Source organism: Bradyrhizobium sp. YCK136 (assembly GCF_044570075.1).
GTDB classification, from domain to species: Bacteria; Pseudomonadota; Alphaproteobacteria; order Rhizobiales; family Xanthobacteraceae; genus Bradyrhizobium; species Bradyrhizobium diazoefficiens.
On the sequence record NZ_CP172424.1, the window covers coordinates 355,525 to 376,380 of the forward strand.

General features: G+C 65.3%; 16 protein-coding genes and 2 pseudogenes. 13 read left to right on the plus strand and 5 right to left on the minus strand.

Annotated features, from left to right (window positions below):
• Positions 1-73 precede the first annotated feature (73 nt).
• Positions 74-784, minus strand: a complete 711-nt coding sequence (locus tag ACFLEY_RS01770) for a Crp/Fnr family transcriptional regulator (protein WP_211434417.1) — start codon at positions 782-784, stop codon at positions 74-76.
• 440 nt (positions 785-1,224) lie between these two features.
• On the opposite strand from ACFLEY_RS01770, the gene ACFLEY_RS01775 reads away from it, so the two are divergent.
• The 7 genes from ACFLEY_RS01775 to ACFLEY_RS01805 all read left to right on the plus strand — a co-directional run bounded on the left by ACFLEY_RS01775 (position 1,225) and on the right by ACFLEY_RS01805 (position 7,793).
• Positions 1,225-1,704, plus strand: coding sequence for a response regulator (locus ACFLEY_RS01775; protein ID WP_082755765.1), 480 nt, complete (start codon positions 1,225-1,227; stop codon positions 1,702-1,704).
• Positions 1,705-2,113: 409 nt separating this feature from the next.
• Positions 2,114-4,915 (plus strand): hybrid sensor histidine kinase/response regulator, encoded by a 2,802-nt coding sequence (locus ACFLEY_RS01780; RefSeq protein WP_060910700.1) that lies wholly within the window; start codon positions 2,114-2,116, stop codon positions 4,913-4,915.
• A gap of 81 nt (positions 4,916-4,996) precedes the next feature.
• Positions 4,997-5,470, plus strand: a complete 474-nt coding sequence (locus ACFLEY_RS01785; protein ID WP_011083224.1) for a chemotaxis protein CheW — start codon at positions 4,997-4,999, stop codon at positions 5,468-5,470.
• Positions 5,471-5,501: 31 nt separating this feature from the next.
• Entirely contained in the window at positions 5,502-5,888 is a 387-nt protein-coding gene (locus tag ACFLEY_RS01790; RefSeq protein WP_028143851.1) for a response regulator, read from the plus strand.
• 61 nt (positions 5,889-5,949) lie between these two features.
• Positions 5,950-6,828, plus strand: coding sequence for a protein-glutamate O-methyltransferase CheR (locus ACFLEY_RS01795; protein WP_060909766.1), 879 nt, complete (start codon positions 5,950-5,952; stop codon positions 6,826-6,828).
• A 2-nt stretch (positions 6,829-6,830) separates the two neighbouring features.
• The gene (locus ACFLEY_RS01800) at positions 6,831-7,148 is read left to right on the plus strand and encodes a hypothetical protein (protein ID WP_011083221.1); all 318 of its coding nucleotides are present in this window, start codon (positions 6,831-6,833) and stop codon (positions 7,146-7,148) included.
• Between the two features lie 141 nt (positions 7,149-7,289).
• The gene (locus ACFLEY_RS01805; RefSeq protein ID WP_011083220.1) at positions 7,290-7,793 is read left to right on the plus strand and encodes a response regulator; all 504 of its coding nucleotides are present in this window, start codon (positions 7,290-7,292) and stop codon (positions 7,791-7,793) included.
• A gap of 52 nt (positions 7,794-7,845) precedes the next feature.
• Here the strand turns inward: ACFLEY_RS01805 and ACFLEY_RS01810 are convergent, their stop codons facing one another.
• Positions 7,846-8,151: a hypothetical protein gene (locus ACFLEY_RS01810; RefSeq protein ID WP_060909767.1), complete on the minus strand. Its 306-nt coding sequence runs from the start codon at positions 8,149-8,151 to the stop codon at positions 7,846-7,848.
• Between the two features lie 166 nt (positions 8,152-8,317).
• Here ACFLEY_RS01810 and ACFLEY_RS01815 point away from each other — a divergent pair, with 166 nt between their 5' ends.
• Positions 8,318-8,953, plus strand: a complete 636-nt coding sequence (locus tag ACFLEY_RS01815; RefSeq protein ID WP_011083218.1) for a response regulator transcription factor — start codon at positions 8,318-8,320, stop codon at positions 8,951-8,953.
• A 112-nt stretch (positions 8,954-9,065) separates the two neighbouring features.
• On the opposite strand, the pseudogene ACFLEY_RS01820 reads toward ACFLEY_RS01815, so the two are convergent.
• Positions 9,066-12,661, minus strand: a pseudogene (locus ACFLEY_RS01820) (PAS domain S-box protein).
• Positions 12,639-13,057: pseudogene (locus ACFLEY_RS01825) on the minus strand (response regulator). Before ACFLEY_RS01825 ends, ACFLEY_RS01820 begins: the two co-directional pseudogenes overlap by 23 nt.
• Positions 13,058-13,450: 393 nt before the next feature.
• Here ACFLEY_RS01825 and ACFLEY_RS01830 point away from each other — a divergent pair.
• Positions 13,451-15,622 carry a methyl-accepting chemotaxis protein gene (locus tag ACFLEY_RS01830; protein ID WP_060909768.1) on the plus strand — a complete coding sequence of 724 codons (2,172 nt, stop codon included), beginning with the start codon at positions 13,451-13,453 and terminating at the stop codon, positions 15,620-15,622.
• On the opposite strand, the gene ACFLEY_RS01835 is transcribed toward ACFLEY_RS01830, so the two are convergent.
• Positions 15,623-16,351 carry a GntR family transcriptional regulator gene (locus ACFLEY_RS01835; protein ID WP_060909769.1) on the minus strand — a complete coding sequence of 243 codons (729 nt, stop codon included), beginning with the start codon at positions 16,349-16,351 and terminating at the stop codon, positions 15,623-15,625.
• Between the two features lie 94 nt (positions 16,352-16,445).
• On the opposite strand from ACFLEY_RS01835, the gene ACFLEY_RS01840 reads away from it, so the two are divergent.
• Genes ACFLEY_RS01840 through araD form a run of 4 tightly spaced genes read left to right on the plus strand, consistent with a single transcriptional unit; the run spans position 16,446 to position 20,835 of the window.
• Positions 16,446-17,465, plus strand: coding sequence for an ABC transporter substrate-binding protein (locus ACFLEY_RS01840; protein ID WP_060909770.1), 1,020 nt, complete (start codon positions 16,446-16,448; stop codon positions 17,463-17,465).
• Positions 17,465-18,226, plus strand: a complete 762-nt coding sequence (locus tag ACFLEY_RS01845; RefSeq protein WP_060909771.1) for an ABC transporter ATP-binding protein — start codon at positions 17,465-17,467, stop codon at positions 18,224-18,226. The genes ACFLEY_RS01840 and ACFLEY_RS01845 overlap by 1 nt, the downstream gene beginning before the upstream one ends.
• A 12-nt stretch (positions 18,227-18,238) precedes the next feature.
• Complete coding sequence (locus tag ACFLEY_RS01850; RefSeq protein ID WP_396604483.1) at positions 18,239-19,102, plus strand: ABC transporter permease; 864 nt, start codon at positions 18,239-18,241, stop codon at positions 19,100-19,102.
• Positions 19,099-20,835, plus strand: a complete 1,737-nt coding sequence (gene araD / locus ACFLEY_RS01855; protein WP_060909773.1) for an L-arabinonate dehydratase — start codon at positions 19,099-19,101, stop codon at positions 20,833-20,835. Before ACFLEY_RS01850 ends, araD begins: the two co-directional genes overlap by 4 nt.
• Positions 20,836-20,856 lie beyond the last annotated feature (21 nt).

Below are 20,856 nucleotides of genomic sequence, written 5' to 3' on the forward strand. Positions count from 1 at the left end.
TGTCCGAGTGCGACGGTCACCTTCGCGGCGCTGTGTGCACCTCGGCATGCAGAACGGTCGCATCGACTTCTCGTCACCGCGGCGCTCCGAGCAGGCGTGAATGGGTGGCCTTGACCGCCGAATGGCAGTCGCAGGACGTCGTCTCCAGCGCGCGCAGGTCGATGATTTCGATCTGCCCGCGGGTGTAGCGAATAATGCCGGCCCGTTGCAGTGCATGCGCGACGAGAGAAATGGCGTTGCGCCGCACGCCCATCATCTGTGCCAGCGTCTCCTGTGTCAGCGGAAGGATCGCGCTGTCGGACAGGTCGCGGGCGCGCAAGAGCCAGCGCGCCAGCCGGGCCTCGACCGGGTGCAGCGTATTGCAGAGCAACGATTGCTGCGCATGCGCGAGCAGGACCTGCTCATGACGCACCATCAGATTTCGAAACGGGACGCTCGCGGCGGCGATCGTCCGGAAAGCCGCGATTTCAAGCATGGAAGCCGTGCCGGGGAAAAGCACGACCGCGTCCGCCGGCGCGATGCCGTCGGCAAGCGCCGCGCCACTGCCCACGACGCTGTCGCGCCCCAGCATTGCGATCTCGATCATTTGTCCTTCGGACAAGCCCAGCGTGATCGAAATGGACCCGCCGTGCGGGAAGTAGACGTATCGCAACGCGGCGCCCGCCTCGCCCAAGACAGATTCCCTGACCATTTCGACTGTCGCGAGATGGGGGCGCAGCAGGTCGAAATCTGCCGCATCGAGCATTTGCAGCAACTGATTGGGCGGGAAGCCGCTCGTGGTCATTCAGGATCAATTCCGGCGCGTTCGACCTAAGATCGATGCAGCACCCTGTTGCGTCGTTCAGTTGCACGGCAACAAAAGTATATTGTACAGGTTGTGGTGCTGTCTATATACCCGTTAGAGGGCAGACAGGCTGCCGCATTTGCGGCGGAAATAAGTACAGCGCGCTGATTCGCTCGAGAACCTTCGCGCCAGTCCTGTGAGGGCGCACAGGAAAAAGTGGCAGGGGGCCTTCATGAGCCGGGAGCACTGCATCCGCGCGGCGATCGGACACCGGTCAGTCCGCGCAGCCTCGTCTATTGGACGAGTGGTTACAGCGACCGGACATCGCGCCGATTCATGGCGCCGCATGGCTGCAGATTTCGCGTCCGTCGTTTCCGTCCTCCTGGCTTCGCCAAAGACGTTCGCGACCGTCAGTTCGATCCCAACCAGAGGAGAAAGGCGTGCCCCACGGTTCAATTATTGAATCGCCGAAACGGGAAGCTCAAACGGGGACAGAAAGTCTGCGCCATATTCTCGTTGTCGACGACGACCCGATGGTGTGCATGGCCATCGAGGTCTATCTTCAGCGAAACCATTTTCGGGTGACGATTGCCGAAGGAGGAGAGGTCGGACTGCGCGCTCTCGAACACGGACAGTTCGATCTGATGATCATCGACATCTTCATGCCGCACATGCGCGGCTTCGAATCGATCAGGGTGTTCCACGAGCGGGCGCCCACCATTCCGTTGATCGCGATGTCCGGCTACGCTTTCGCAAATCTGAATTCACCCGCTCCCGATTTCCTCCGGATGGCGCGCGAGCTCGGCGCGGCACGCTGTCTGCGCAAGCCGTTCACGCCGCACGCTCTGCTCGCCGCCATCAACGATTGCCTTGCGGAGCACCGCTCCGACGACGTTGCCTCGGCCGCGCGCCTGGGTTAGCGCGGCGCAGGCCGTCGTAGCGGCGGGGTAAGCGTCTGTTTACCACAAACGCGGGCCTTGCGGATCCCGGCAGGGCACGCCGCGACGGTCGCGAGAGCGCTCCCGATCGGCTTCGATTTCACGTGGGCCGTGCATATCGTCCTTCACGACCAGGATTTTTTCGCGCGCGTCGTCGCGCCGTTATCGGCGCGTTTACCTAACGCTTTTTTTCGCGACGGTTCGGTGCCGGTTTTACCGAGAAGCGTTGCCGCATGTGACCGAACCGCAAACTTCTCTTCAATATCCGTATTAGCACGGAGGATGAAATTAACGGGACCGTGAAAGGGGATGTCTAACGATCCAGACGGGGACCTCCGTCGATGCCAAGCGTGGCTCAGGCGTCGAAGTCCAGCTCAGTAAGGCGTAGCTCATGGATGATCTGTTGCGGGAGTTCTTGACGGAGACCAGCGAGAGCCTGGACACCGTCGACAATCAGCTGGTGAAGTTCGAGCAGGAGCCGAACAACGCCAAGATCCTGGATAACATCTTCCGCCTGGTCCACACCATCAAGGGGACGTGCGGCTTCCTCGGCTTGCCGCGACTGGAAGCGCTGGCGCATGCCGGCGAGACGCTGATGGGCAAGTTCCGCGACGGCATGCCGGTGACGGGGCAGGCGGTGACGGTGATCCTGTCCTCGATCGACCGCATCAAGGAGATCCTCGCCGGCCTCGAGGCGACCGAAGCCGAGCCCGAGGGCACCGACCGCGATCTCATCGACAAGCTGGAAGCGATGGTCGAGCAGGGCATGGCGGCGATGGCGGCTGGCAGCGCCGCTCCCGTTGCTGACGCCCCGCCGCTGGTGCCGGAAGCGCCGGCCGCCGCTGCGCCGGCCAAGGACATGACCACGGGTTCGCTGATCGACCAGACCCTGGAGCGCCCGCTGCGCCCGGGCGAGGTGTCGCTGGACGAGCTCGAGCGCGCCTTCCGCGAGACCGCGATCGAAGCCCCAATCCCCGCGCCAATCGTCAAGGCCGAGGTCAAGGCTGAGCCCGCGCCGGCTCCGGCCCCTGTTGCCAAAGAGGCTGCCAAGGAAGCTGCCAAGCCTGCCGCCAAGGAGAAGGCCGCGCCGAAGAAGTCGATGGCCGACGAGGGCGCCTCCGAGGGCGACCGCATCGCCAACCAGTCGATCCGCGTCAACGTGGATACGCTGGAGCATCTGATGACCATGGTCTCCGAGCTGGTCTTGACCCGCAACCAGCTGCTGGAGATCTCCCGCCGCAACGAGGACACCGAGTTCAAGGTGCCGTTGCAGCGCCTCTCCAACGTCACCGCCGAGCTGCAGGAAGGCGTCATGAAGACGCGCATGCAGCCGATCGGCAATGCCTGGCAGAAGCTGCCCCGCATCGTCCGCGACCTGTCGAGCGAACTCGGCAAGCAGATCGAGCTGGAGATGCACGGCGCCGACACCGAGCTCGACCGCCAGGTGCTCGACCTGATCAAGGACCCGCTCACCCACATGGTGCGCAACTCCGCCGACCATGGCCTGGAGACCCCCGCCGAGCGGCTCGCGGCCGGCAAGGGCGAGCAGGGCACCATCCGCCTCTCCGCCTATCACGAGGGCGGCCACATCATCATCTGCATCGCCGACAACGGCCGCGGCCTCAACACCGAGAGGATCAAGGCCAAGGCGATCTCCTCGGGTCTCGTCACCGAGGCCGAGCTCGAGAAGATGAGCGAAGCCCAGATCCACAAGTTCATCTTCGCGCCGGGCTTCTCGACCGCGGCCGCCATCACCTCGGTGTCGGGGCGCGGCGTCGGCATGGACGTGGTGCGCACCAATATCGACCAGATCGGCGGCACCATCGACATCAAGTCGGTGGCCGGCGAGGGTTCCTCCGTCACCATCAAGATCCCGCTGACCTTGGCCATCGTCTCCGCGCTGATCGTGGAAGCCGCCGGCGACCGCTTCGCGATCCCGCAGCTCTCCGTCGTCGAGCTGGTCCGGGCCCGCGCCAACAGCGAGCACCGCATCGAGCGCATCAAGGACACGGCGGTTCTTCGTCTCCGCAACAAGCTCTTGCCGCTGATCCATTTGAAGAAGCTGCTCAAGATCGACGACGGCGCGGCCAGCGATCCCGAGAACGGTTTTATCGTGGTGACGCAGGTCGGCAGCCAGACCTTTGGCATCGTCGTCGACGGCGTCTTCCACACCGAAGAAATCGTGGTGAAGCCGATGTCGACGAAGCTGCGTCACATCGACATGTTCTCCGGCAACACCATCCTGGGCGATGGCGCCGTCATCATGATCATCGACCCCAACGGCATTGCCAAGGCGCTGGGTGCTGCCGGCTCCTCGGCCCATGACATGGGCGACGAGAACGGGGCGCATCACATCGGAAGTGGCGAGCAGACCACCTCGCTGCTGGTGTTCCGCGCCGGCTCGTCCCAGCCCAAGGCGGTCCCGCTCGGGCTCGTTACGCGCCTCGAAGAGCTCCCCGCCGACAAGATCGAGTTCAGCAACGGCCGCTACATGGTGCAGTACCGCGAGCAGCTGATGCCGCTCGTCGCCATGGAGAGCGTCACCGTTGCCAGCCAGGGCGCCCAGCCGATCCTGGTGTTCGCCGACGACGGCCGCTCCATGGGCCTCGTCGTCGACGAGATCATCGACATCGTCGAGGAACGCCTCAACATCGAGGTCGGCGGCTCCAGCCAGGGCATCCTGGGCTCGGCCGTGATCAAGGGGCAGGCCACCGAGGTGATTGACGTCGGCCACTTCCTGCCGATGGCGTTCGCCGACTGGTTCACCCGCAAGGAGATGAAGCCGTCGATGCACTCGCAGTCGGTGCTGCTGGTCGACGACTCCGCGTTCTTCCGCAACATGCTGGCCCCCGTCCTGAAAGCCGCCGGCTACCGCGTCCGCACCGCGCCGACCGCGCAGGAGGGCCTGGCCGCGCTGCGCGCCCAGAGCTTCGACGTGGTCCTGACCGACATCGAGATGCCCGACATGAACGGGTTCGAGTTCGCCGAGGTGATCCGCTCCGACAACAATCTCGGCGCGATGCCGATCATCGGCCTGTCCGCGCTGGTGTCGCCGGCGGCGATCGAGCGCGGCCGTCAGGCCGGCTTCCACGACTATGTCGCCAAGTTCGACCGTCCCGGTCTGATCGCGGCGCTGAAGGAGCAGACCGCGGGCGCCGCCGGCGCCTCCGAGCTGAGCCGGGCAGCGGCGTAAGAGCATGATCCGGAAAAGTGTGAAGCGGTTTTCCGACGAGATCATGCTCAAAACGAAAAAGCGGGATCAGGAGATACGCTGATGGCCAACAAGACCCAGTCCACCGAAGGCGCCATGGTCGAATACGTCACCGCGATGATCGGCGGCCAGCTGTTCGGCCTGCCGATCTCCCGCGTCCAGGACGTGTTCATGCCCGAGCGCGTCACCCGCGTTCCGCTGTCCTCCCGCGAGATCGCCGGCGTCCTCAACCTGCGCGGCCGCATCGTCACCGTGGTCGACATGCGCGCCCGTCTCGGCCTGCCGAGGCCCGAGGACGGCAAGGTGCCGATGGCGGTCGGTGTCGACCTGCGCGGCGAATCCTATGGCCTGCTGATCGACCAGATCGGCGAGGTGCTGCGCCTGCCCGAGGACGGCAAGGAAGAAAACCCCGTCAACCTCGACCCCCGCATGGCCAAGCTCGCCGGCGGTGTCCACCGCCTCGACGGCCAGCTCATGGTCGTCCTCGACGTCGATCGCGTCCTCGAGCTCGAAACCAAAGTGCAAATGGCTGCGTGAACCAACGAAACATCGAAGCCGGAGAACCAAAATGAAGACCTGTTTGGTGGTCGATGATTCCAGCGTCGTGCGCAAGATCGCGCGCCGCATTCTGGAAGGCCTGGAATTCCAGGTCACCGAAGCCGAGGACGGCTCGAAGGCGCTCGAGATCTGCCAGCGGCAACTGCCCGATGCGGTGTTGCTCGACTGGAACATGCCCGTCATGGACGGCTTCGAGTTCATGGGCCACATGCGCCGCCTGCCCGGCGGCGACCAGCCGAAGGTGGTGTTCTGCACCACCGAGAACAATGTGGCCCATATCGCCCAGGCGCTCAGTGGCGGCGCCAACGAGTACATCATGAAGCCCTTCGACAAAGACATTATCGCCGACAAGTTCGCTGAAGTCGGCTTGATCCCGGTCGGACAAGCCATGGTCTGAGTGTGTCTGGCCCGAGTGTTCCGGCCAGAGTGTTTTCAGTACAGCTTTCGAGAGGCCATCTGTGACCCCGACCGAGTATGAGTATCTGCGCAAGTTCCTGAAGGACAATTCAGGTCTCGATCTGTCCGCAGACAAGCAGTATCTGATCGAAAGCCGCCTCTTGCCGCTCGCCCGCAAGGCCGGGCTCTCCGGCATCCCCGAGCTCGTGCAGAAGCTGCAGGGTGGCTCGCGCGCGCTCATCACCGACGTGGTCGAAGCCATGACCACCAACGAGACCTTCTTCTTCCGCGACAAGGTCCCGTTCGATCATTTCCGCGACACCATCATGCCCGAGATCATCAGGGCGCGCGCCGGCCGCCGCAGCGTGCGGATCTGGTGCGCCGCCGGTTCGACCGGGCAGGAGCCCTATTCGCTGGCGATGTGCCTGAAGGAAATGGGTGCGGCCCTCACCGGCTGGCGCGTCGAGATCATCGCGACCGACCTGTCGCAGGAGGTGCTGGAGAAGGCCAGGGCCGGCGTCTACAGCCAGTTCGAGGTGCAGCGCGGCCTGCCGATCCAGATGCTGGTGAAATATTTCAAGCAGACCGGCGAGACCTGGCAGATCAATCCCGAATTGCGGGCGATGATCCAGCACCGCCAGCTCAACCTGCTGCACGACTTCGCCCAGCTCGGTACGTTCGACGTCATCTTCTGCCGCAACGTGCTGATCTATTTCGACCAGGACACCAAGATCAACATCTTCAACCGCCTGGCGCGCCAGATCGAGCCCGATGGCTTCCTCGTGCTGGGTGCCGCCGAAACCGTGGTCGGACTGACGGATACGTTCAGGCCGATTCCCGACCGGCGCGGCCTCTACAAGCCGAACGATCCGCGTGCAGCCGTGGCCAAGCCGGCTCTCGCCGGCGTGGCGCCGCGCATGGCGGTGATGGCGGGACGATAGGCATGGCCGAGGATGGAAAAGGCGCGGAGCGCGTCACCTTCAGTCGCGGCTATGATGTCTGCATCATGGCCATCGACGGCACCTGGCGCCGTGACTGCAAGCTCAACGCCATTTCCGACACCGACGCCATCCTCACGGTTGAAGGCTCGATCCAGGGGCTGAACCTGAAAGAGTTCTTCCTGCTGTTGTCGTCCACCGGCCTAGCCTACCGCCGCTGCGAGCTGGTGCGCGTCAACGGCGCCGAAATGGACATCCAGTTCCTGCGCGGCAAGAACCGCAAGAAGCGCGGCGCCGCCGGCGGCCACGACGCGGCAGCCTGACCGGCGCGTGGCGGCGCCGGCGCTTTCCGCCACGTTGCTTTACATTTGCTGAAACATCCGGGCGAATTTGCCGCGGCAGCTTTACGTGGCCTAAGCGCGCGCCGTGTATCCATTGCCTGTCTCAATCTCAGGAATACGGCAATGCCCAGAAGTTCCCTCTCCCCCGTCCCGTCGAACCTGCCCGACGTCGCCGAGCGGCGTGCGCTCCAGCTCCTGGTGGTCGATGACGACGCCACGCAGCGCAGCCTGATCACGGTCGCCGCCAAGCAGGCCGGCCACGAGGTCACCGTGGCGCCGTCCGTGGCGGAAGCGATCGAGAAGCTGCGCGCCGCGCGCTTCGACTGCGTGACGCTCGATCTCGTGCTGGAGGATGGCGACGGCATCGACGTGTTGCGCGAGATGGCGAACGCGAAATTCGCCGGTGCCGTGATCGTCATCAGCGGCATGGACGGCAAGCGCCGCAGCGCCGCCCGCAGCTTCGCCCGCTCCGTCGGGATCCAGCTCCAGGGCCTGCCGAAGCCGCTCGATCTGGCGGCCCTGCGCATCAGCCTCGCCAACCTCGGCAAGACCGCGATGGGGCTGCCGGCGATCCACACCTGGGGTGGTGTCGCCAGCGACGCGATCGTGGAACGGCACCGCACCTGACGCGCGGAGCTGCCATGCAATCGGATGCAGCCGCCGCCGCGCCGATCGCGACCTACACCGGGTCGCCGGAATCCGACAGGTATTGCAGGGCGTGGCCAAGGCCCGCCCGGCAGACGTTGAGGGCGGCACTCGCCGTGGCATAGCGCGGCGTGACGTCGTCGAGCACGAAAATGTCGGCGGAACCGGCCTGATCGCCGTTGTCGTCCTGCTCCGGGCCTGCATCGATCATGGCTGCGTCGATCAGGCGCATGCTGCTCTCGATCTGCGCGATCAGGCAGCGAAGGTCGGCCGCAATCAACTGACGGCTGTTGGCCTCGGGCGTCGTGACGAGAGGTGGCGTGCTGGCCAAATTTAGCATGGATATTCTCCGTCCCCCGCAATTAGGCGCCATGCCGCTACTTGTGCGTTAAGTCTATGTCCCGTACAAATACGGGTGGGCCGAATCCGCGCCGAACGCCATAACGGTTGGCGCGGACGCGAGTCCTCAATGCCGAATGGACTCTAATGCCAATTGGACATGGCACATGGCCGAACAAACCTCTCGCGGTGAAATCTTCGTAGTCGACGACGACCCGGCTGTTCGCGACACCTTGTCGATGGTGTTGAAGGCGGCGGGCTATGAGGTGATCTGTTTTGCGGACGGCGCAGCGCTGCTCTCCGTCGCGCGAAACCGCACACCGGCTGCGATCCTGCTCGACGTGCACATTCCCGGAAAGTCGGGTCTCGACATTCTGAAGGAGCTGCACGGTGAGGATTATCCGGCGCCGATCTTCATGATCTCCGGGCAGGGCGACATCACAATGGCGGTGGGCGCCATCAAGAGCGGCGCGCTCGACTTCATCGAGAAGCCGTTCCGCGGCAGCGAGATCGTCGGCCGCCTCGACGAGGCGATCGGCGCCTATGCACGCAGGCAGGCGGAGAACGCAGCGCCGAAATTCGGCTCGCTGCATTTCCCCGGACGCGAGCCGTTGACGCGGCGCGAGCGCGAGGTGCTCGAGCAGTTCGCCGCCGGCGCTTCCAACAAGGAAGCCGGCCGCACTCTCGGCATCAGCCCGCGCACCATCGAGGACCACCGCGCCAACATCATGAAGAAGCTCGGTGCGCGCAATGCCGCCGACCTGATCCGGATCGTGATGACCGCGGCGCAGCGCGCGTCGTAGGGTCGGTTGCGTCGCGGACATTTCTTCGTCATTCCGGGGCGATGCGGAGCATCGAACCCGGAATCTCGAGATTCCGGATCGCGCTACGCGCGTCCGGAATGACTCCCAAGTCTCACCCCAGCAGCGCCTTGCGGATGATCCGCGCGAGATCCGATTTGCGGTAGGGCTTTGCGAGCAGCAGAACGCCCGAATCCAGCCGGCCGTGATGGATGATCGCATTCTCGGTATAGCCTGACGTGTAGACCACCCTGAGATCGGGGCGCGTCTTCATCAGCTCGTCGGCGAGCTGCCGTCCGTTCATCCTGCCGGGCATGATGACGTCGGTGAACAGGAGGTCGAACGGCTTTCCGGCGGCGACGATCGCGAGCGCTTCCGCGGCGTTCGCAGCCTGCAAGGTGACGTAGCCCAGCGCATGCAGCTGCGCCAGCACGTAGTCGCGCACCAGCCGGTCGTCCTCGACCACCAGGATCGTCTCGTGTCCGCCCTCGATCGTCGCGGGGATCACACCGTCGCCGACCGCCGTCGCCGTCTTGCCCGGCGGCAGGTACATCTTGATCGTGGTGCCGTGGCCTTCCTCGCTGTAGATTTTGATGTGGTCCGCGGACTGCTTGATGAAGCCGTAGACCATCGAAAGCCCGAGCCCGGTGCCCTTGCCCGGTCCCTTCGAGGTGAAGAAGGGATCGAACACCCTGGTCAGCATGTTGGACGGAATGCCGGTTCCGGTGTCGCTCACGGCGATCAGCACGTAGTGCCCGGGCCGGACGTCGTTGACGCTGGCATAGACCTCGTCGAGATAGGCGGCGCCCGTCTCCACGATCAGCTTGCCGCCGCCGGGCATGGCGTCGCGGGCGTTGAGCGCGAGGTTGAGGATCGCGGTGGTGAGCTGGTTGGGATCGACGATCGCAACGCAGCTCTCCTCCTCGAACACGGATTCGATCTGGATCTGCTCGCCCAGCGTCGGCCGCAGCAGCTTTGCGGTGTCGACGATCAGCGAATTGATGTCGACCTCGCGCGGCTGGAGCGGCTGCTTGCGCGCGAACGCGAGCAGGTGCTGGGTCAGCTCGGCGCCGCGGCCGGCGGCCTCGTCGATCATCCGGGTGATCGCCGCAAGCTCGGGCTCCTTGGCCACTGCGTCGCTGAGGATTTCGATCGTCCCGGTGATCACGGTGAGGATGTTGTTGAAGTCGTGCGCCACGCCGCCGGTGAGCTGGCCGACCGCCTCCATCTTCTCCGCATGGCGGATGCGTTCCTCGGACGCGATCTTGTCGGTGAGGTCGCGGTAGAAGACGTTGAACAGAATGCCTTCGCGGCGCTTCAGCGCCGTGACGCTCAGTTCGGCCTTGAATTCCTTGCCGTCACGGCGGCAGCAGACCAGCTCGCGGCGGCGATTGAGCGTCTGACCGTCTCCGGAATCGAGGAAGCGTGCGAGACCCGCCTTGACCCTCTCGCGCTCACCTGTGGCGACGATGAGGTCGATCGCATTCCTGCCCAGCGCTTCGTCGCGGCGCCAGCCGAACAGCTCTTCGGCCCGCGAGCTCCAGTTCAGGATGATGCTGCGGTCGTCGGTCTGGACGAAGGCGTCGAGCGCGGTCTCGACGATGTTGCGGGCCAGCTGCTCGCTTTCGCGCAAGGACTCCTCGGCCAGCCTTGCCTCGGTCATGTCGCGCCCGACGAAGAAGTAGCGCTTGGCCTGATCCGACCAGTTGCCGAGCCAGGACAGCCAGATCTCGCGTCCGTCCCTGTGGAGGCAGCGGGTGTCGGCGAGCTTCGGGTGCCCGCCGCGCCTGAGTGCGCGCATTTCCTCGCGCGATTGTTCGAGATGGGCCGGGTGGATGAAATCGGCGCCGCTGTAGCCGATCATGTCGTCGGGCCGGTAGCCGAGAATGGCCTCGCAGCTCGGGCTGATCTGCGCGATATGGTCCTGCGAGTCCATGATCATGATCAGGTCCTGCGAGGCGTCGAAAAGCTGCCGCCGCTCCTCGAGCTGCTGCTGTAGCGCCCGCTCGGTCCGTCGCGCCTCGGTGAGGCTGCGCGCCGAGCCCGAGGCGCCGATGATCTCGCCGGAGGGGCCCCTGATCGGTGAGAGGCTCACCGAGATTTCGACCGGGCTGCCATCCTTGCGCAGGCGCACGGTTTCGAAATGTTCGATCCGCTCACCCCTCGCAATCCGCCGAAGATAGTCCTTGCCCTCCTCGCGGCGATCCGGCGGAAGCAGGATCGACGTCGGCTGTCCGATCGCTTCCTCGGCCGAATAGCCGTAGAGGCGTTCGGCTGCCGCGTTCCAGCCGATGATGATGCCGTCGAGCGTTTGCAGGACGATCGAATCGTCGGAGGATTGGACCGCCGCGCTGAACAGGCTTTCGCGGACGGCGAGCTGGTCGCGGACGGCCTCGGTGCGACGCCGCTCCTCGACCTCGTGCTCCAGTGCCGACGTCTTTGCCTTCATCTCCTCGACCATGTGGGCAAAGGCCCGCGCCAGCACGCCCGTCTCGCCGCTTGCATCGACGGGAATGTCCGCTGGCCGTCCGCTGCCGATGGCCTCCACGGCCGCGGTCAGGCGCCCGATCGGGCGAGTCAGGGAGCGCGCCAGCAGCACCGCGAGTGAAGCCGCGGCGAGGACGGCAAGCAAGCCGACGAGCAAGGACGTTTTTTGAATGGCGGCCGGCACGCGGCCAAAGACGGCCGGGGGAATGGTCACGATGATTGCGACCCATTCCTTGCTCGCAAGCAGCGCAGGCGCGATCGCCGCGCCGCTCGGCCGGCCCGATCCATCGGTCGCGAGCTGCGTGGATACTCCCGGCGAGCCTGCCAGGGCTGAGAAAAATGGAAAATCACTGCGCCAGTTGGTGGGGGGGCGCGCAACGAGCCGAATTCTCGCGTCTGATCGGGATGAACCAGATAGTCACCGCGCGCATTCACGACGTAGATCTCGCCTCCCGAGCTCGTCGTCGAGCGAATGCGGTCGAGTACCGGACGCATGTCGATATTGGCGATGATGATGCCGAACGGCTTGCCGTCGGGCGTGAACAGCGGCGTCGCGGCCCGCAGGGTCGGAGTGTGCAAGGCCGTGGTTCCCCCCTGGCGGGTCGCGAGTTCGATGGGCGACACATAAATCTCGCCCGGCGCCAGTCGTATCGTTTCCTGAAAGTAGGTTCGTTCGCTCTTGCGCTCCAGTTCGCTGTCGGGGGCAACTCGTACTGCTCCGTTCGGGCCGGAGCGATCGACGCGGACCAGCTCGCGCTGATCGTCGTCAAGACCGATGATTCGAAACTGTCCATAGCTGGGCTTGGCCTCGATCTCGGCCGCGAGCCGCGCCGCGATACGCTCGCGCCAGGTCTGCTCCGAGACGCCGTCAAGAGCGTCAATTCCTCCGCCGAGGTGGGCCCGGATCAGACCGTTGATGGCCGCGGCGGAGCGATAGCCGACCAAATCGCCGCGAACGCCGGCAACGTAGGATTCAAGATTGGTGGCCAGCAGGCGTGACTGGGCTTCGACCCGCTCCAGCACCCGCGGAATGACGGCTTGTGTGATGTTGCGACAGCCCAGCCAGCCGACGGCGGTCACGGTAGCCGCCACCAGCAGGATCATCGCGATGGCCAGCCGGGTTGCGAGGGTCATGGAGATATTCGCAGGGGTTCCCGGATGACCGTGCGTGTTCTGGCCTGCAGCAGAGGAGACGCCCTCGTCATCGGCGGCCGGTACTGACATCGGGCCCCTCCGGCTTGCCCGCGTCGAGGCAGCCGCTCACCGCGGCGAGCAGCGCGTCTGCCCGGAACGGCTTCTGAAGGCTTGCACTGCACCGAGCTTGGTCGCCATCTTCAGGAAATCCGGCTCCGCATGGGCGTCCGGCGTGATCGATCGGCCGGAAATGACGATGATCGGAATCGCCGGGGCTAGCGCCCGGATGTGGCGCATCGTCTCCAGCCCGTCCATGCCGGGCATGAAGATGTCGAGAAACAAGAGGTCGAACGGGCTGGCCTCGAACAGCGCAAGTCCCTTGTGGCCGTCGCCGGCGACGGTGACGTGATGACCGGCTCTCTCCAGAAGCAGCCGGATCGTGATCTGCACGGCCGGGTCGTCATCCACGATCAGGATGTTGGCCACGTCTGAATTCCTCCGGGTCGGCTGGGACGTTCCAGTGACCGCAAATCAAGGCATCAAATACGAAATTGTTGCGCGGATTCTATCCGCCCCGCAAGCGCCTCGCGTCTGCCGCGATTGCCTTTCCTGGCGCGCCGGGAGGCAATGCCTTGCACATCATACGCACTCTTGCGTGCATTTGAGGCCGGGCCTGGTTCCAAACATCGTAACCCGTTTTAGCATCGGGAGATATTTCTCTCGCCGTAGTTGTACGGAACCCGAGCCTTCACTATGGATTAAAGGCCGCTGACTACAATCTCCGACAGTCCTCGTATCAGTATTTCGCGCATTTCATTGCTCACATTCTGGCGTCCCACCACGCCAACCGATCAACCGACCACCAGCACGAGATCTTCCATGTTCAAATCGATTGCGAACACCGGAATTCGGACCCGGCTGCTCGGCGGCTTTGCGCTGATCTGCATTCTGCTCGCCGCGACCGTGATCTACACCGTCGCCGCCGTCTCGGACATCTCGTCGCGGATCAAGACGGTCGTGGATCTGCGAGCGCCGGTCGCAGTCGCAAGCACGGAACTCGTCGGCAATCTCTACTCCACGCTCTCGGTGCTGCGCGGCTATCTGCTGACCGGCGATGCGCAGGGCAAGCGTGACCGGGCGGCGGTCTGGGCCGACCTGGATCGCACCGCCGCCGCGGTCGACCGCATGGCGGAGGGGTTTTCCAACCCGCAGAACAAGACCAACTGGAGCGAAGCCAGGGCGCTGATCGCGGAGTTCCGCCAGGCCCAGGACAAGGCCGAACTCGCCGCCTTCACCCCGTCGGCCTATCCGGCGAGCGAGCTCCTGGCCAAGGAGGCCGCGCCGCTGATCGCGACCATGTTCGCCGAGATCACCTCGATGATCGACGAGGAGGAGGCGCTGGAGGCGACGCCCCAGCGCAAGCGCCTGCTCAAGACCTTCGCCGACGTGCGCGGCAATCTCGCCGCGTCGGGATCGCAATTGCGGCTCTACGTCGCCTCGGGCGAGGCGGCCGACCGTGACAAGTTCGAAAAGCCGCTGGCGACCTTCAGGGCCGCGCTCGCATCGGTCGGCACCCAGGCGGATCTGCTCACCGAAAGGCAGGCGACCGCTTACCGGGCCATCGCCAGGGCGAACGAGGCCTTCACCCCGCTGCCGCAAAAGATCTTCGCGATCCGCCGGACGCCGCAATGGAACGCGCCGGTCTTCATCCTGTCCACCGAGGCCGCGCCGCGCGCAGCCCGCATCCTCGATCTGCTCGACGGTCGCAAGGACGCCGATGGCAAGCGCTCCGGCGGACTCAAGAGCGACCAGCAGTCGAAGCTCGCCGAGGACGCCCGCAGCGTGGCCGACGCGGTCGAGAGGTTGCTGCTGCTGCAATGGATCCTGCTCGCCGCGGGGCTTGCGCTCGGGACAACGATTGCGATCCTGGTTGCGCGCTCCATCACCCGTCCGATCGTCGAGCTGGTGGGCGATTCCGCGCGCCTGTCCGGGGGCGACACCAGTGTCGAATTCAAGACGGCCGGGCGCGGCGACGAGATCGGAGTGGTCTCGCAGGCGGTGGCGAAGTTCCGCGACAACGTCATCGCCCAGCAGCAGGCGGCGGCGTCTCTCGCGCGCGAGGCGGAGGCGCGCGAAGCGGCCAACCGCAACATGGAGGACGCGGTCGAGGAATTTCGCGGGACCTCGCGCGACCTGCTCGCGCTGGTCGGCGAGAACGCCGGCACCATGCGGCAGACCGCAGAGAGCCTCGGCGGCATCGCCAACCATGCGACGAGCCAGGCCGCGTCCGCAGCGACCGCATCCGAACAGACCGCGGTCAACGTCCAGACCGTCGCCGCGGCGGCCGAGCAGCTCGCGAGCTCCATCGTCGAGATCGGCCGGCAGATCGAACTGTCGAACAAGACCGTGCGGTCGGCGGGCGAGGTGACCGCGCGCTCCGAGGCCGAGATCGAAGGCCTCGCGCACGCCGCCCAGAGCATCAGCTCGGTGGTCGATTTGATCCAGGCGATCGCGGGCCAGACCAACCTTTTGGCGCTCAACGCCACCATCGAGGCCGCGCGCGCCGGCGAGGCCGGCCGCGGCTTTGCGGTCGTGGCCTCCGAGGTCAAGGCGCTGGCCGACCAGACCCGCAATGCGACGCAGGACATCGCTCAGCACATTGCCGCGATCCAGAACTCGACCGGCAGCGCAGTCGCCTCCGTCAAGGAGGTCGCAACCGCCATGCGCCGGATCGACGAGGTGACCGCGGCGATTGCCAGCGCCGTGGAGGAGCAGGGCGCCGCGACGCGGGAGATCTCGCAGAACGTCCAGATGGCGGCGTCGGGCACGCAGACGCTGGCGACCAGCATCGGGACCGTCTCCGGCGCCATCGCGGAAACCAACCGCTCGGCCGACGACGTGATGGGCGCCGCGAACCACGTTTCGGGAGCAGCCGAACGTCTCGCCACCGAGGTCCAGGCCTTCTTCGTCAGGCTGCGCACTGGTCCGATGGACCGCCGCAACAGCGACGATGCCGATTATCGCGGGCCGGACCGGCGCAACGCCGCCTGACTAGTCCGTCAGGTACTCCGGGTGGTGGCTCCGGATATTGTCGAGCTCGCTCAGCGTGCCCGACAGATGCTTGCGCAGATGCTGTTGCGCGGCGTCGGCGTCCCCGGTCTTGATCGCGCGGGTGATCAGCCTGTGATGGCGCACGATGTTCTGGGCCTTGCCCGGTGAGGGCAGATGCAGCCGGCGCAGCCGGTCGATATGGCCGCTGCGGCTGCGCACCAGTGCCCACAGCTCCTGCTTGCCGGCGGCGGCGTAGAGCTGGGCGTGGAAGTCGTTGTCGGCGGCCATGAACGCCTCGAACTCGCCGGCCTTCGCGAATTGCTGCTGGAGTGCGATGGCGTGGTCGAGGCGGATGATCAGGGCGTCGTCATGCTTCTCCGCGAGCAGGCGGACGATCTCGAGCTCCAGCGCCTGGCGCAGGAAATGCGCCTGCTGGGCGCGGCCGATGTCGATCCGGCTGACCACGGTCGCGTGCTGTGGAAACACGTCGACCAGCCCCTCTTCCTCGAGCCGCATCAGGGCGTCGCGCACCGGCGTCGAGCTGACGCCGAACTGGCCGGCGAGCTCGGCGCGTGACAGCGGCGCGCCCGGCGGCAGCTCCAGCGCGATGATCGCATTGCGCAACCGTTCGAACACCTGCGGTGCGGCCTGGCGGGCGCGGTCGAGCCGGTTGGCGGGACTTGAAGCGGTTTTTGTGGCCGCGCGCGGCGCGGTGTGGGCTGCGTCCATGTCGGGTCCCGCGGGCTTGCCTTTGATGCACTAATATATTAGTGCATCAGCAGGGTCAACGCAGCTCGACGCTGGCCGGAGGAAACACACAACAATGATGATGCATCTTCGTAGCAAGCTTGCGGCTGCCGCCCTGATCGCCGCAACCGCCCTCTCGGTGTCCGCGGCGCATGCACAGCAGAAGTCCGAGGTCTCGCTGTCGCGCCAGCCCGGCATTTTCTACATGCCGAGCCACATCATGGAGAAGCAGAAGCTGATCGAGAAGCATGCCGCTTCGCTCGGGGTATCAGGCGTCACGACCAAATGGGTCACCTTCTCCGGCGGCGGCGCGCAGACCGATGCGCTGCTCGCAGGCGGCGTCGACATCCTCAACACCGGCACCGGCAATCTGCTGCTGCTGTGGGACCGCACCCGCGGCGGCGTGAAGGGCATCGTCGCAACCTCGGCGCAGCCGATGACGCTGATCAGCCGCGATGCCAACATCAAGTCGATCAGGGATTTCGGCCCCAGCGACAAGATCGCGGTGCCGACGGTGAAAGTCTCGACCCAGGCGATCGTGCTTCAGATCGCGGCGGCCGAGGCCTTCGGCGCCGATCAATGGTCCAAGCTCGACGCCAACACCGTGCAGCTCGGCCATCCCGACGCCTATGCGGCGCTCGCCAATTCCAAGCACGAGGTGCACACCCACTTCTCGATCCCGCCGTTCACGTTCCTGGAGCTGAAGAACGTGCCCGGTGCGCATGTCGTGCTGTCGTCGCCCGACGTGATGGGTGGGCCGCTCAGCCAGGCCCAGTTCTTCACCACGACCAAATTCGCCGACGCCAATCCCAAGATCATCCAGGCGGTGCGCGACGCCACCAAGGAAGCGCAGGATCTGATCCGCAGCGACACCAGGCAGGCCGTCGAGATCTACAAGGAGATCACCGGCGACAAGACCTCGGTGGAGGAACTGCTCGATCTCCTCAAGGAGCCCGGCATGATGGAGTGGAATCTCGAGCCGCAGGGTACGATGAAATTCGCCGCCCATCTCTACAAGACCGGCACGCTGAAGAATCAGCCCAAGGCCTGGACCGACTATTATCTCCCCGTCGCGCACGACCTGAAGGGCAACTGATGGCGCTGCTCGACGTCAACGGAGTGACGCTGCGCTATAAGACCTCCAGCGCTGTCGTCACCGCCACCGAGAGGGTGAGCTTCACCATCGACAGGTCCGACCGCTTCGTGCTGCTCGGACCGTCCGGCTGCGGCAAGTCGACCCTGCTCAAGGCCGTCGGCGGCTACATGAGCCCGAGCGAAGGCCGCATGAGCATCAACGGTCGCGAGATCCACGGCCCGGGCGCCGACCGCATGATGATCTTCCAGGAGTTCGACCAGCTGCTGCCGTGGAAGACGGTGCTCGCCAACGTGATGTTTCCGCTGCTCACCGCACGAAAGCTGCCGCGCAAGGACGCCGAGGCCCGCGCGCGGGCCTACATCGAGAAGGTCGGCCTCACCCGCGTGGTCGATGCCTATCCGCACACGCTGTCCGGCGGTATGAAGCAGCGCGTCGCGATCGCGCGCGGCATGGCGATGGAGCCGGACATTCTCTTGATGGACGAGCCGTTCGCGGCGCTGGACGCGCTGACGCGCCGGACCTGCCAGGACGAGCTGCTCCAGCTCTGGAGCGAGACCAGGTTCACAGTGCTGTTCGTGACCCATTCGATCGCGGAAGCGATCCGCATCGGCAACCGCATCCTCCTGCTGTCGCCGCATCCCGGCCGCGTCAAGGCCGAGGTGGTCGATGTCGACAAGGTCTCGAGTGCGGACGGCAGCGCCGGCCGGCTGGAGAAGGAGATCCACGATCTCCTGTTCGCCGCCGAAGCCACCGCGCATTGAGGGAGCCTCGACATGGGCGAAGCGAGAATATTGCTGCGTGACGCGTCGGTCGCTGCTGCCAGCGGCGCTGCCGAGGTCGAGCGCAAGCTGAGCGTGGCCGAGCTGTTGTGGAACGACGGTTTTGTCCGCAAGACCGTCATCATTCTGTTCCTGGCGGCAGTCTGGGAAGCCTACGGCGTCGCCCTCGACAATCCGCTGCTGTTTCCGACGCTCCACGACACGATCGTCACGATGTATGAGCGCGTGAAGGACGGCACGATTCCAATGCGGGCTTGGGCCTCGCTGAAGGTCCTGTTCATGGGCTATTCGGCCGGCATCGTGCTCGCCGCGATCTTCACCGTGCTTGCGATCTCGACCCGCATCGGCACCGATTTCCTCGAGACCGTCACGGCGATGTTCAATCCGCTGCCGGCGATCGTGCTGTTACCGCTGGCGCTGATCTGGTTCGGACTCGGCAACGGCAGCCTCGTTTTCGTGCTGATCCATTCGGTGCTGTGGCCGGTCGCGCTCAACACCCATTCCGGTTTCAAGAGTGTGTCCAACACGCTGCGCATGGTCGGGCGCAATTACGGCCTGCGCGGGCTGCCTTATGTGGCGAAAATCCTGATCCCCGCCGCCTTCGGCTCGATCCTCACCGGCCTCAAGATCGGCTGGGCCTTCGCCTGGCGCACGCTGATCGCGGCCGAGCTGGTGTTCGGCGTGTCCTCGGGCCAAGGCGGGCTCGGCTGGTTCATCTTCGAGAACCGCAACCTCCTCGACATACCCGCCGTCTTCGCAGGCCTCTTGACGGTGATTATCATCGGGCTCTTTGTCGAGAACCTGATCTTCCGCGCCATCGAGCGGAACACGGTCCAGAAATGGGGCACTCAATCATGACCAAGAAGAAAACACCCGACCAGCTCCGCAGCGCGCGCTGGTTCGCGCCCGACGATCTCCGCTCGTTCGGCCACCGCTCCCGCACCATGCAGATGGGCTACGCCCCCGAGGAGTGGAAGGACCGTCCGATCATCGCGATCCTCAACACCTGGTCGGACGCGCAGCCCTGTCACATGCACTTCAAGTCGCGCGTCGACGACGTCAAGCGCGGCATCCTGATGGCCGGCGGCCTGCCGCTCGAGCTGCCGGCGCTGTCGCTGTCGGAATCGCTGCTGAAGCCGACCACGATGCTCTACCGCAATCTGCTCGCCATGGACGCCGAGGAGCTGCTGCGCAGCCATCCCGTCGACGGCGTGGTGCTGATGGGCGGCTGCGACAAGACCACGCCCGCGCTGCTGCTGGGCGCGACCTCGATGAACATCCCGGCGATCTATCTGCCGGCAGGTCCCATGCTGCGCGGCAACTGGAAGGGCAAGACGCTGGGCTCCGGCTCGGACGGCTGGAAATACTGGGACGAGCGCCGCGCCGGAAAGATCTCCGACAAGGACTGGCTCGACATCGAGGCCGGCATCGCCCGCAGCTACGGCACCTGCATGACCATGGGCACGGCGTCGACCATGACGGCGATCGCCGAGGCGATCGGTATGACCCTCCCCGGCGCCTCCTCGATTCCGGCGGCGGACGCCAACCACATCCGCATGGCCAGTGAATGTGGCCGCCGCATCGTCGAGATGGTGTGGGAGGATCTGACGCCGAAGATGATCCAGACCCGCAAGGCGTTCGAGAACGCGATCGCGGTCGCGATGGCGATGGGCTGCTCCACCAACGCGATCATCCATCTGATCGCACAGGCCCGCCGTGCCGGCCAGGACATCGGTCTCGACGATTTCGAGATCGCGAGCCGCAAGGTGCCTGTGATCGCCAACGTGCGGCCGAGCGGCGATGCCTATCTGATGGAGGACTTCTTCTATGCCGGCGGCCTGCCGGCGCTGATGGGCCAGATCAAGCCGCATCTGCATCTCGACTGCATCACCGTCACCGGCCAGACGGTGGCTGAGAACATCGCGCATGCCGAGGTGCACAATGACGACGTGATCCGCTCGGTCGACAATCCCATCTACAAGGAAGGCGCGCTTGCCGTGCTCAAGGGCAATCTCGCGCCCGACGGCTGCGTCATCAAGCCCTCCGCCTGCGCGCCGCGCTTCCTCAAGCACACGGGCCCAGCGCTGGTGTTCGACGATTACCCGTCAATGAAGAAGGCGGTCGACGATCCCAACCTGGACGTCACCGAGGATCACATCCTGATCCTGCGCAATGCGGGGCCGCAGGGCGGACCTGGCATGCCGGAATGGGGCATGTTGCCGATCCCGACCAAGCTCGTGAAGCAGGGCGTGCGCGACATGGTGCGCATCTCGGACGCGCGCATGAGCGGCACCAGCTACGGCGCCTGCATCCTGCACGTTTCACCGGAGTCCTACATCGGCGGCCCGCTGGCCCTGGTGCAGAACGGCGACCGCATCACCCTCGACGTCGCCGCGCGCACCATCAATCTCGATGTGAGCGAAGCCGAGCTCGAAAAACGCCGCGCCGCCTGGAAGCAGCCCGAGCGCCGCTTCGAGCGCGGCTATGGCTGGATGTTCACCAAGCACATCAAGCAGGCCAATGACGGCTGCGACTTCGACTTCCTCGAGACCGATTTCGGCGCGCCGATCGGCGAGCCGTCGATCTACTAACACCGTCGTTCCGGGGCGCGA